We start from the raw sequence: 11,978 nt of genomic DNA, 5'->3' as shown, positions 1-11,978 counted from the left end.
TTGGAGGCCACCACAGTGGACAGCCTTATCACGCTTGATAAAAACCGCTTCGACGTACATCTCATCGGCATTTCTGATGTTCTACGCGACGCAGCAAGAACCAGTAAAATACCGGCGGACGCATTCAACAATATGGCCGTAATTAATACTGCAATCGAACTACTTGCAGAAACCGCTCTCAATATTGCGCACGGTCAGCCACCACAGAGTTATGATACACGGGTACGGGTCTGGCAAAGCATTGAAAAGCTGAGAGAATATCATCCGCAAGCACACGTCCATGCGTCCCTATCTGTTTTGCAGCTAGAAACAGCCACAGAGACTCACACAGAGGCACCAATAGCCCCCGATGAGGAAACCTCTGCAAAACCTCAGCTGCGTCTCACAGCCCTGATTTGACTGTTTATGCAGATGCATTCCAAGCGGGACTTTCTCTTGGGTTGCGGATGGGAGGAGGGAGTTCTCAGGTGGCCCACCAAATCTGATTTGCTGCCCAAGCGACAATAAGGACGCCCTCTAGAAAGTGAACCGCACCGGGTTTGCCGGAGACCCCAACTCGTGAGAAGTAGGGTCTATGACAAGCAAAACGACGAACAAATTCTCTCCTGAAGTCCGTGCCCGCGCGGTTCGAATGGTGACGGAGCATGAAGCCGAACATCCCTCCCGCTGGGCGGCGGTATCATCGATAGCGGCCAAGATCGGCTGCTCGGCGCATACGCTCCATGAATGGGTGAAGAAGGCCGAGGTCGACAGCGGCAAGCGTGCAGGTTTGCCGAGCGACGTCGCGGAGAAGATGAAGGCTTTGGAGCGGGAGAACCGCGAGCTTCGTCAGGCGAATGAGATTTTACGCAAAGCCTCTGCGTATTTTGCCCAGGCGGAGCTCGACCGCCCACTGAAGCGATGATTGCTTTCATCGACGAACACCGCTCAAGGCTCGGGGTCGAGCCGATCTGCAGGCTGCTGCCGATTGCCCCGTCCACCTATTATGAGGTCGCCGCCAAGCGCGCGGACGTGGATCGCCTGTCGGCCCGCGCCCGGAGCGACATGGCCATGAAGATCGAGATACGCCGTGTGTTCAACGAGAACTTCCAGGTCTATGGTGCGCGCAAGGTCTGGCGGCAGTTGCAACGAGAAGGCTTCGACATCGCCCGCTGCACCGTCGCTCGGCTTATGAGAATGATGGGGCTTCAAGGCGTCATTCGCGGCAAGCCAGTCAGAACCACTGTGCCGGACAAAGCAACTCCATGCCCGCTTGATCGCGTGAACCGACACTTCTTCGCACCCGCACCAAACATGCTGTGGCTTTCTGATTTCACGTATGTGGCCACTTGGCAGGGTTTCGTCTACGTCGCTTTCGTGATCGATGCCTTCGCTCGCCGTATCGTCGGTTGGCGGGCAAGTCGGACTGCCCATGCAGGCTTTGTGCTCGATGCTCTTGACCAGGCGCTTCATGATCGGCGGCCCGCCCATCGTGGCGGACTTATTCATCATTCCGACAGGGGCTCGCAATACGTGTCCATTCGCTATTCCGAGCGACTGGCGGAAGCAGGCATTGAGCCTTCTGTCGGAAGCGTTGGCGACAGTTACGACAACGCTCTGGCCGAAACGATCAACGGTCTTTACAAGGCCGAGGTCATCCATCGACGGGGACCGTGGCGCAACTTCGAAGCCGTGGAGTTCGCCACGCTCGAATGGGTCGATTGGTTTAACAACCGCCGCCTTCTGGAGCCCATCGGAAACATTCCGCCCGCCGAGGCCGAAGAACGATACTATGCCATGCTGGACGCGCCAGCTATGGCCGCATAACTTAAACCAAACGGTCTCCGGCAAATACGGTGCGGTTCAGGCTGTGTAATTGGAAGCGGAACAATTGGTTCAACTCGGCAAAGAAGCCAGTAAAAAATCCCGATCTATGGCAAGAGCTTGATGCATTAGCAGCAGGGCGCGACCTGACATGGCAGTGGGTCAGGGGACACAGCGGTAATAAATTAAATGAACGCGCTGACGCTCTTGCGGGAGCAGCAAGAAACAAATTCAATGCTGAGTTTGTAGTCGGGCTTGGTGCTGCGTGATATGGAAAATGGTGCCCTATGCAATGTCGATATGGGGCACCTTCTGCATTTCACGGTATAGTGCTTTTACAGTATGTTCGCCGTAATTTGTTGCTGATCGACCATCATCATGCCCTTGAAGGGCATTCATGTATTCTGTTTCGATATCTACATCACGGGCAATTGTTTTAAACCTATGCCTCCAAGCATGATTGGGCTGAATGCGGGGATCAGCAATTTTAACGTCCTCTCGTACCCATTTGCCGATCATTTTCACAGCACTACCGGCTCTGCGTATCAATTGTTCATCGCTTGTGTTTGCGGTCGTCTCAATAAAAATGTGCCCGTGAGGACGTGATCTAATGAGCTGTGGAAGGCCCATTTCAATTAAGTGTTGATGTACCGGAACTAAGCGATATTGACCTGTTTTAACCGTGCCAGCTTCGGGTGTGATCCTCAGGCAAAGAACGCCGTATTCCTCGACTAAATCGTTGGTACGTAATTGTACAATCTCTCCACATCTTGCGCCCGTGTAGGCACAAATCCACGGCACCCAGCGAATTGCCAGTTTGTTCAGTTGAGGTCGACGACTGTTAATATTGTCTATCTGTGAGGCTGCGCTAAGGATTACCTTTGCTTCGGCGTCAGTGAAGCCGCTAGGCCGCTCCTTGCGTCTTTTAGGGACAGAAACGCTAATAACTTCAGCAGGGTTGTCGATATCCTCTCCTTTCTTTTTTACTGCGTTATAAATGCGTTTCACTACGACCAGATATTTAGATGCGACCGTCTTGGCAGAAAGCTGCTTGGTATGTCGCAAATATTCTACCCAACCCCCGATATCTTTCGCCGTGACCGCATGTGCGTTGTCATGCCCCAGATAATTAAGCAGGGCATTAAGTTTCTGTCCGTAATCAACCACAGTGCGCGGGGATTTTTTATCCGCTAAGTGGTCACTACGCCATCGCTCAAAAAGATTGGTTAGTGTCAAGATTGGTTGGGGTGCTTTGGTTTCACTAGGCTGTTTGTTTTCCATGGGAGGGAAACGATCAGCTTTAGGGTCGGGGCTATAATCTCCTTCAGACTGTTTCAAAAGCTGCTCTGATGCCTGTCTATGGGCGCTATGGGCGGCATCCAGCAAACGCTTCCGACTGTACGGGTCTATCGCAATACCCTGCTTCTTCAATAATTCATCGACAAGGCTGCCGTACCACTGTTCAAGTTGTCCGGTTGCATAGGCGCTGTCTGCTATACGTAAAACATGGTGCCAAAGCTCAGGCTCCCCTGCCTCGTCCCTAAGCAACTCAATGTATTCCTGATATAGGACACCTGAAAGAGCAACAATTTGCCGGTGTGTCAGGGACTCAGGCTTAGCCCTGAGTGCTTTCCACTCGTTTTCAATTTCCTGCTCCTTCTTACGAAACAGTTCCTTTGCTAGACTAGGGTCTTTTGTCCCCAGAGAAATTCGTATCTCACGACGACCAACAATCCCCACCAAATCAGCGGGAACACGCTTACGAAAATAATAAATATCTGAGTTGGTGATTTTGCTTGGTCGGGGCATCTGAAGAACCATTGTGTATCACCTCTGTGTACAACCGAGGTGTTCCTAAGTCCTTGATAGCAGCTATGTTTTTGAAAATAAAGAACAAAAACTGGTGCTGCGAGAGAGGATTGAACTCTCGACCTCTCCATTACCAATGGAGTGCTCTACCACTGAGCTACCGCAGCATACTGTCCGTTGCGGCGGACTTCTGGCATAAGATTCGTGAAACCGCAAGCCATCAAATGCATTTCTTTTGCTTAAAATACAAAAACCGTACAAACCTGTGCATATGTATGCTTTTCCAAACAGGTTTGCTGGTGTAAAAGAACCGCATAATGACTGATAAGCCTGATACCCCATCCCAAAAAGCAGAAGCAGATCAGCGTGCTAAGCGCCGTTCTGAACAATTGCGTGCGAATCTCATGCGTCGCAAAGCGCAGATTCGTTCAAGACGTTCCGGTGCGGAAGATGAGCGCGGCGAAGGATTGCCTGCTGCCGGTAAGACTGAAACTGACTGAATACCTCGTCCGGATGATATTTCTAAACTTTTTCAATTTAGGATCATGGCCGGAAGACGAAAGCCTGAATGTTTACAGTTCGGGGCTGCATTATGAGCCTCCCGCATAATGCAAAGCTGCCGGACGGATCATGGCTTTAATGAAAAGTGTGATTTTAGAATAAAAGACACATTTCTGATTGAATCAGACTGTTGTGTCAGCACCAAACTGCTTTATTGCAGCATCAATATCAGCGCAGACTTTGCACGGCAAAGATATCTGTAACAGGAAAACCGGAACAGGACAGAAGCAGCATGTGCTGTGACTGTCTGAAAACAGGCTGTCTCGACAAATGCAGGCAATGCGTTTTGTGCAGGAAGACATTGCCGTGAAAGTGAAAAATTATGGATCGTATTAAAATCACCGGCGGCAACAAACTGAACGGCATTATCCCGATTTCCGGCGCGAAAAATGCAGCTCTGCCACTGATGATTGCATCGCTTCTGACCAATGAAACGCTGACGCTTGAAAATATGCCGCATCTGGCCGATGTGGAGCTGCTGACACGCATTCTCGGCAATCACGGTGCGGATTATTCGGTCAACGGCCGTCGCGAACATCAGAACGGCTCCTATGAGCGCACTGTGCATTTCACCACGAAGAATATCGTTGACACCACTGCGCCTTATGAACTGGTTGCTAAAATGCGCGCCAGCTTCTGGGTGATCGGCCCGCTTCTGGCACGTGCCGGTGAAGCGATTGTGTCGCTGCCGGGCGGCTGCTCGATCGGTACACGTCCGGTTGACCTGATGCTCGACAGCCTGACTGCACTGGGTGCAAAGATCGAGATTGAAAACGGTTATGCCCGTGCAACAACCAGTTCGGGTCTTGTCGGCGCAGAGTTCACATTCCCGAAAGTCTCTGTTGGTGCGACCCATGTGGCGCTGATGGCTGCCTGTCTCGCCAAGGGCGATACAATCATTCACAACGCGGCTTGTGAGCCGGAAGTGGTGAACCTCGCAGAATGCCTGAATGCCATGGGCGCGAAAATTGAAGGTGCGGGTACGCCGACTATTCACATTCAGGGTGTGACCAGCCTGAATGGCGCGCGCGTTCGCGTCATTCCTGACCGTATTGAAACCGGCACCTATGCCATGGCTGTTGCCATGACCGGCGGTGATGTGGTTCTGCAGAATACCCGTTCAGACCTGTTGCAGTCTGCACTGGATGTCGTACGCCAGACCGGCGCAGAGATCACCGATGTGGAAAACGGCATTCGCGTGGTGCGCAACGGTCACGGCATTGAGCCGGTGAATATTACGACGGATCCGTTCCCGGGTTTCCCGACCGATTTGCAGGCGCAGTTCATGGGTTTGATGACCAAAGCCAAAGGCACATCGCATATTACGGAAACGATTTTTGAAAATCGTTTCATGCATGTGCAGGAACTGGCGCGTCTGGGTGCAAAAATCTCCCTGTCCGGTCAAACCGCAACGGTTGAAGGCGTTGAACGCCTGAAGGGTGCGCCGGTGATGGCGACTGATCTTCGTGCCTCTGCAACACTGGTGATTGCGGGTCTCGCGGCAGAAGGTGAAACCACTGTGAACCGCGTGTATCATCTGGATCGTGGTTTTGAACGTCTGGAAGAGAAGCTGTCTAATTGCGGGGCCGAGGTTTCCCGCATCAGCGGTTAATCTGTTTGCAGGTTTTTCTGAACCAGACCCCGATCTGTTGTCGCAGGTCGGGGTTTGCTATTAATCAGTAGTGCTTTTTACTGTTAAGTGCTTATATCAATGGCATAGACTGTTTTTAGCGAATTGAAATGCTCAAGGAGAATGATTGCGAATGCTCAAGCTTGTGGCAATGGATGAGGAAGACTTACAGATTATTTCTGCACATATGCAGGATGCGGTTCTGAAAGTCGGCGATCTGGATTACCGCCCTGCGGAGCAGCGTTTTATTCTTGCATGCAACCGTTTTGCCCGCGAACAGCAGCCTGTGCGCGCACGTGGCAAAGAGAACTATGAGCGCCGCCGCAGCGTGTTGCATTTTGACCGTGTAACGCAGGTACGTATACAGAATATCGACCGCACCGCACCACAGGATGTGTTGTCTTTGCTGGCGATTAATTTTGAACCGGTTGATGCGCCTTCCGGTGTGATTGAACTGGTTTTTGCAGCAGATAAGACCATTCGTCTTACTGTTGAAGTGATAGAAATGCGCCTTGCTGATCTGGGGCCTGCCTGGGAAACCGGCAATAAACCGGATCATATAGCTGCCGATAATATGACGAAATGAGGGGTTAGCGTGGTTCAGACGCTCATACAAAGTGCCGCAGATTTTGAAAACCGTTTTGCGGCGTTTCTGGCAGGCAAGCGCGAAGTTTCAGAAGATGTTGACCGTGCCGTGCGTGAGATCGTGCAGCAGGTACGCGAGCGCGGCGATCTTGCACTGATCGACTATTCCAAACGTTTTGACCGGATTGATCTGGAAAAGACCGGCATTGCTGTAACGGCTGAGGAAGTGCAGGAAGCTGTTAAAAATGCCGACCAGTCTGTGATTGATGCGCTGATTGTGGCGCGCGACCGGATTGAATCCTATCACAAGCGCCAATTGCCGAAAGACGATTATTATACTGATGCACTCGGTGTTGAGCTTGGCTCACGCTGGACAGCTGTTGAATCGGTCGGGCTCTATGTGCCGGGCGGCACAGCCAGCTATCCGAGCTCGGTGCTGATGAATGCGGTTCCGGCTAAAGTCGCGGGTGTCGAGCGTATCGTTATTGTGGTTCCGTCACCGGATGGCGTGTTGAATCCTCTGGTGCTGGTAGCTGCGCATCTTGCCGGTGTTTCAGAGATTTACCGTGTGGGCGGTGCGCAGGCCGTTGCAGCTCTGGCCTATGGGACTGAAACCATCAAGCCGGTTTCTAAAATCGTCGGACCTGGCAATGCCTATGTTGCGGCTGCAAAACGTCTGGTTTTCGGCACAGTCGGCATTGATATGATTGCAGGCCCGTCAGAAGTGCTGGTTGTGGCTGACAGTGACAATAATCCGGACTGGATTGCGGCGGATTTGCTGGCGCAGGCCGAGCATGATGCTTTTGCGCAGTCAATTCTGCTGACCGACAGTGCGGATTTCGCCAAATCGGTGGAAGATGCGGTTGAACGTCAGTTACAGACCTTGCCGCGTGCGGAAATCGCCCGTGCCAGCTGGCAGGATTTTGGTGCGGTCATTCTGGTGGATGATTTTGACAGCGCTGTGCCGCTGATTAACCGTATTGCTGCCGAGCATCTGGAAATTGCTGTGGCTGATGCGGATGGCCTGCTGCCGAAAATCCGCAATGCCGGTGCGATCTTCATCGGAAAATATACACCGGAAGCGATCGGTGACTATGTTGGCGGGCCGAACCATGTTCTGCCGACAGCCCGTTCTGCGCGGTTCTCTTCCGGCCTGTCGGTGATGGATTTTGTAAAACGCACCTCGCTTTTAAAACTGGGTGTGGAGCAGTTGCGTCTTCTCGGACCATCCGCGATTACGCTGGCTGAAACTGAAGGATTGCAGGCACACGGTCTGTCGATTTCACGACGACTGAATATGTAACGATGAATGAGGGACAGCGGGCAGGTTTTCTGTATACCGCCTGCGTAAAGAGTGATGACCGGAAAAAGTGACAATGCCCGGCTGATCGATGTGGAACTGGACGAGACAATCGGCCAGTCTACGCCGGATATTGAGCATGAACGGGCCGTCGCTATTTTCGACCTGATCGAGGAGAACAGTTTTTCTCCGGTTGGTGACAGTAATGGCGGGCCTTATCGTCTGCGTTTGTCACTGGTTGAAAAACGCCTGATCTTCAATATTACGCGTGAGGCAGGGGAGCTTGTGGCAACGCATATTCTCTCGCTGTCTCCGCTGCGTAAAACGGTCAAAGATTATTTTCTGATCTGCGAAAGCTATTATGCAGCCATCCGCTCGGCAACACCGAGCCGTATTGAGGCGATTGATATGGGGCGGCGCGGCTTGCATAATGAAGGCTCGCAGACATTGATGAACCGGCTTGAAGGTAAGATCGACCTTGATTTCGATACGGCACGGCGTTTGTTTACGCTTGTCTGTGTGTTGCACTGGCGCGGGTGACGGATGAGCATAATTCCTGATCCGGTACCGGATGCTCTTGCAGATGCTGCCACTGTCAAAAAACCGGCTTCCGTTCTGTTCGTTTGCGGAATGAATGCGATACGCTCGCCGATGGCGGAGATTCTCACCCGTTCCATGCTGCAGGGCAAAACCTATGTGGCATCAGCGGGTGTAACACGCGGTGAACGTGATATGTTTGTGGATGCGGTGCTTGAGGAAGAGGGGCTGTCGCTCAATGAAAGACAGCCTGTCGGACTGGAAGAGCTGAATGACGGTTATTTTGACCTGATTATTACGCTGACACCGCAGGCACATCATGTGGTATTGGAGCGGATGCGCAGTTTCGCGGCCAATGTGGAATATTGGCCGATGCCTGATCCGACACTGGTCACCGGCTCACGGGAGCAGCGTTTATCGGCCTACCGCGACGTTCGCGATCGTTTAAAACAGAAAATTACTGAACGTTTTCTGTGATTCAGCAGAGCTTTTAACAGTTCTCCATTTCAGTTGTTCACAAACGGACTCTAATCATATAGGTTCCGCGCAAATTCAGACCTTCTGCATGATGCAGATTTATTAAACCAAAAGACAGGTTACGTATGGCTAAAGAAGAAGTCCTTGAGTTCCCGGGTATTGTAACGGAACTTTTGCCGAATGCTATGTTTCGGGTAAAACTCGAAAATGAACATGAAATCATCGCTCATACGGCTGGCCGTATGCGTAAAAACCGCATTCGCGTTCTGGCCGGCGACAAGGTACTGGTGGAAATGACCCCTTATGACCTTTCCAAAGGTCGTATTACCTACCGCTTTAAATAAAATTTCTGCTGCCGGACTCATATCTGACCATGAAGACAACAATGTCCTATCCTCTGGTACTGGCCTCGGCATCGCCGCGGCGCATTGAGCTTCTGGCGCAAATCGGTATTGAACCTGCATTTCTGCAGCCTGCTGATATTGATGAAACACCACAGCGTTCGGAACATCCCCGTTCGCTGGCAAAACGTTTGTCAAAACAGAAAGCAGAAAGAGCTAAGGACAAGCTGAAGAATGATGCGGATTACAAATCCGCTTTCATTCTCGCAGCCGATACTGTGGTAGGCGTGGGACGGCAGATCCTGCCTAAGGCGGAGAGTGAGGATGTGGCGCTTGATTGTCTGCGCCTGCTTTCCGGCCGTGCTCATAAAGTTTTTACCGGTGTTTGTCTGGTCACGCCGAAAGGCAGCCTGCGTCAGGTACTGGTTGAAAGCCGTGTGCGCTTTGACCGGCTGAGCCGCCGCCAGATGGATGCTTATATCAGTTCCGGTGAATGGCGCGGCAAAGCTGGCGGTTATGCTATTCAGGGGCTGGCAGGCAGTTTTATTGTCAAAATGGTCGGCTCCTACAGTAATATTGTCGGCCTGCCGTTGCATGAAACGCAGGCATTGCTGGAAGGTGAAAATTTTCCGGTTTACGACCAGTGGCATGAAGGCAAAGTGTGATGGCAGATAAAGACAAACCTGCCGTCTCCTATGAAAATGTGACGCCGTTGCGTCCGACGCGGCCTTGCCCTGAATGCGGAAAACCCTCAGCACGCGACTCTTATCCGTTTTGTTCACCGCGCTGCCGCAGTGTCGACTTAAACCGCTGGCTTTCCGATGCCTATGTCATTCCCGGCAAGCCGGTTGACGACAGCGATCAGGAAAACAGCTGACAGAAATCGAAGCGGTCAGGGGAGCAATATGAATTTTCTGATTGTTTTTCTCGGAGCAGGGATCGGCGGGGCAGCCCGTTATGGCGCCGGTTTGTTACTGTCACGTTTCTCTGCACTGACAATGTTCCCGCTCAGCACATTTGCGGTCAATATTACCGGCTCCCTGCTGATGGGACTGATTATCGGCTATTTTTCAGCGCGTGGCGGTCTTGCCGAGAACTGGAAACTGTTTCTCACTACCGGCATCATGGGTGGTTTCACGACATTTTCTGCCTTTTCACTGGAAACAGTGCTGCTCATAGAAAACGGTGATATAGGCACGGCACTGGCCTATATCCTGTCCTCTGTGATTTTAGGGGCAGCAGCCCTGATGGCAGGGTTGTATCTGATGCGCTTAATTTAGAGCGGTTCTGCTGATTCAATATTAATCGGAACCGCTCTGGCATATCACCACATTTCAATATGGATTTTTGAGCCATCGCTGAAGCGGTTGATATGAAACGGTGAAGGGTCAACAACGGGCTTTTCACCGGTCACCATATCGGCGATCAATTTGCCAGCACCGGGGCCAATACCAAAGCCATGGCCGGAAAAACCAGTGGCGACAATGCAATTCGGCAGATGATCCAGCGGCGAGATAACCGGTACAATATCCGGCGTCGTATCAATCAGCCCTGCCCATTGCTGGGCGATTTGTACATTCTTGAAGGCAGGCAAAGCCTGTTGCAGTGCTTTGAAAACGGCCTGATTGCTAGCTTTATGCGGTTCCGGATCAAGAATACGGATTTTCTCGAAGATGGAGGTTTGATCTGCGGGGCGTAATTTCCACTCAAAGGCTTCTTCAATAAAGCGCTGTCCGAACCGCAGGCGCACGGTTTTCCATTCAGTGCGCAATGCAGGAATGAATTTGGGCAGAAAGCGGAAACTGTCGGGTACGATATCGGCAATACTGCCTGAGAGGCTGGCAACTGTATAGCCGCCATCCATACGTTTGCGCAGTGCGAAGTCTGAAAAGGCAATGGCAGACGCAACGCCGGCTTCAACCGGCGTGGTGCGCAATACGGATGAACGCATTTTCAGTTGCGGCAGGGTAATACCCAGATCAGAACAGATCAGACGTGACCAGCTGCCGCCGGCAATCACCACAGCTTCGCACTCAATCGCGCCTTGTTCGGTAATCACAGTGCTGACGCGGCCATTGGTGGTTTCAATCCGGCGCACAGCACAATTCTGCATGATGACAGCACCGAGCTCGCGCGCTTTTTCTGCAATAGCAGGTGCTGCTTTTTGCGGCTCTGCGCGGCCGTCCGCGGCGGTATAGAGCGCACCATAGAGCGAACGCTGCAGGCCGGGTGCCAGCGCTTCGGCCTGTTGTTTGCCTACAACCTGACTGTCAATGCCGTGCTCTTTGGCAATGCTCACCCACTCACGCCATTTTTCCAGATTTTCTTCTTTTTCTGCGGCGAAAGCGATACCGGTGGTGCGGAATCCGGTTTCCCTGCCGGTCAGCGCATTCATCTGCGCCCATTGTTTCATACTCTCAACAATCAGCGGCATTTCGCGGCTGTCGCGGCCGGTATGACGGCACCAGCCCCAGTTGCGGCTTGATTGCTCACCGGCAATCACGCCTTTTTCCAGCAGGGTTACAGGAATACCGCGCTGCGCCAGATAAAGTGCCGTGGACACACCGATAATCCCGCCGCCGATAATAGCGATCTGCGTTTTTGCCGGTAAGGACGGAGAGGACTGGACGCTGTCTGTCTGCGGACCCATAAGATATTCCTGTATGCGTTTATCTATTTCACTTCGCAGCTTCGGCTATTCCGGTTGATTCGACAATTGCAGAAACAACGGCGGAACTTGCCGGTTGATGAAAAAAACATGTCATAATCCGCACTCAGTTTTGTCATCAAACCAATTTAATAGATAATTTGCGGGGGAGTTTTTCCACACCTTGTGTAAAAGCCGTCGAAATCGGAAATTTTGTGCCTGAGATCGGGAAATTGCAGACATAAGTTGCAATCAAGCACTTGCTATTATGCAGGTCAAAACCACATA

General features: G+C 51.9%; 15 protein-coding genes, 1 tRNA gene and 1 other annotated feature. Of the genes, 13 read left to right on the top strand and 3 right to left on the bottom strand.

Features of this window, described 5'->3' with window-relative positions; translation table 11 throughout:
• The first annotated feature begins 15 nt into the window (after positions 1-15).
• The 3 genes from KHQ09_RS00810 (at position 16) to KHQ09_RS00800 (ending at position 2,072) form a co-directional block, all read left to right on the top strand.
• Entirely contained in the window at positions 16-399 is a 384-nt protein-coding gene (locus tag KHQ09_RS00810) for a hypothetical protein (protein WP_213600338.1), read from the top strand.
• Positions 400-574: 175 nt separating this feature from the next.
• Positions 575-1,806 (top strand): IS3 family transposase gene (locus KHQ09_RS00805; protein WP_213598922.1). Its coding sequence is split into 2 segments (ribosomal slippage): positions 575-866 and positions 866-1,806, totalling 1,233 coding nucleotides; the frame shifts between segments, so codons are not numbered across the junction.
• Positions 859-975: a sequence feature (AL1L pseudoknot), on the top strand. It overlaps the preceding gene by 117 nt.
• Before the next feature lie 29 nt (positions 1,807-1,835).
• Positions 1,836-2,072 (top strand): RNase H family protein, encoded by a 237-nt coding sequence (locus KHQ09_RS00800; RefSeq protein WP_213600337.1) that lies wholly within the window; start codon positions 1,836-1,838, stop codon positions 2,070-2,072.
• 16 nt (positions 2,073-2,088) lie between these two features.
• On the opposite strand, the gene KHQ09_RS00795 is transcribed toward KHQ09_RS00800, so the two are convergent.
• Together KHQ09_RS00795 and KHQ09_RS00790 are read right to left on the bottom strand one after the other, a co-directional pair.
• The gene (locus KHQ09_RS00795) at positions 2,089-3,624 is read right to left on the bottom strand and encodes a DUF6538 domain-containing protein (protein ID WP_213600336.1); all 1,536 of its coding nucleotides are present in this window, start codon (positions 3,622-3,624) and stop codon (positions 2,089-2,091) included.
• An 80-nt stretch (positions 3,625-3,704) separates the two neighbouring features.
• A tRNA-Thr gene (locus tag KHQ09_RS00790) sits at positions 3,705-3,779 on the bottom strand.
• Between the two features lie 150 nt (positions 3,780-3,929).
• Here KHQ09_RS00790 and KHQ09_RS00785 point away from each other — a divergent pair.
• The 10 genes from KHQ09_RS00785 to crcB all read left to right on the top strand — a co-directional run bounded on the left by KHQ09_RS00785 (position 3,930) and on the right by crcB (position 10,323).
• A complete protein-coding gene (locus tag KHQ09_RS00785; RefSeq protein WP_022709168.1) occupies positions 3,930-4,112 on the top strand; it encodes a hypothetical protein in 183 nt (60 codons plus the stop codon).
• A 383-nt stretch (positions 4,113-4,495) separates the two neighbouring features.
• Complete coding sequence (gene murA / locus KHQ09_RS00780; RefSeq protein WP_022709169.1) at positions 4,496-5,785, top strand: UDP-N-acetylglucosamine 1-carboxyvinyltransferase; 1,290 nt, start codon at positions 4,496-4,498, stop codon at positions 5,783-5,785.
• Between the two features lie 145 nt (positions 5,786-5,930).
• Positions 5,931-6,389: a DUF2948 family protein gene (locus KHQ09_RS00775; protein ID WP_213600335.1), complete on the top strand. Its 459-nt coding sequence runs from the start codon at positions 5,931-5,933 to the stop codon at positions 6,387-6,389.
• Positions 6,390-6,398: 9 nt separating this feature from the next.
• Positions 6,399-7,691: a histidinol dehydrogenase gene (gene hisD, locus KHQ09_RS00770; protein WP_213600334.1), complete on the top strand. Its 1,293-nt coding sequence runs from the start codon at positions 6,399-6,401 to the stop codon at positions 7,689-7,691.
• Positions 7,692-7,745: 54 nt separating this feature from the next.
• On the top strand, positions 7,746-8,228 hold the full coding sequence (locus KHQ09_RS00765) for a UPF0262 family protein (RefSeq protein WP_022709172.1): 483 nt from the start codon (positions 7,746-7,748) through the stop codon (positions 8,226-8,228).
• 3 nt (positions 8,229-8,231) lie between these two features.
• A complete protein-coding gene (locus tag KHQ09_RS00760; RefSeq protein ID WP_022709173.1) occupies positions 8,232-8,702 on the top strand; it encodes an arsenate-mycothiol transferase ArsC in 471 nt (156 codons plus the stop codon).
• A gap of 125 nt (positions 8,703-8,827) precedes the next feature.
• Positions 8,828-9,046 (top strand): translation initiation factor IF-1, encoded by a 219-nt coding sequence (gene infA / locus KHQ09_RS00755; RefSeq protein ID WP_022709174.1) that lies wholly within the window; start codon positions 8,828-8,830, stop codon positions 9,044-9,046.
• A gap of 29 nt (positions 9,047-9,075) precedes the next feature.
• A complete protein-coding gene (locus KHQ09_RS00750; RefSeq protein WP_116088349.1) occupies positions 9,076-9,708 on the top strand; it encodes a Maf-like protein in 633 nt (210 codons plus the stop codon).
• Positions 9,708-9,920 carry a DNA gyrase inhibitor YacG gene (gene yacG / locus KHQ09_RS00745; protein WP_213600333.1) on the top strand — a complete coding sequence of 71 codons (213 nt, stop codon included), beginning with the start codon at positions 9,708-9,710 and terminating at the stop codon, positions 9,918-9,920. The genes KHQ09_RS00750 and yacG overlap by 1 nt, the downstream gene beginning before the upstream one ends.
• A gap of 28 nt (positions 9,921-9,948) precedes the next feature.
• On the top strand, positions 9,949-10,323 hold the full coding sequence (gene crcB / locus KHQ09_RS00740; RefSeq protein WP_213600332.1) for a fluoride efflux transporter CrcB: 375 nt from the start codon (positions 9,949-9,951) through the stop codon (positions 10,321-10,323).
• Between the two features lie 44 nt (positions 10,324-10,367).
• Here crcB and KHQ09_RS00735 read toward each other — a convergent pair whose 3' ends face one another.
• Positions 10,368-11,693: an NAD(P)/FAD-dependent oxidoreductase gene (locus KHQ09_RS00735; protein ID WP_213600331.1), complete on the bottom strand. Its 1,326-nt coding sequence runs from the start codon at positions 11,691-11,693 to the stop codon at positions 10,368-10,370.
• Positions 11,694-11,978: the final 285 nt, after the last annotated feature.

The sequence above is a fragment of the Pseudochrobactrum algeriensis genome, from assembly GCF_018436245.1.
GTDB lineage: Bacteria > Pseudomonadota > Alphaproteobacteria > Rhizobiales > Rhizobiaceae > Pseudochrobactrum > Pseudochrobactrum saccharolyticum.
This window is presented reverse-complemented; position numbering and strand designations above follow the sequence as displayed.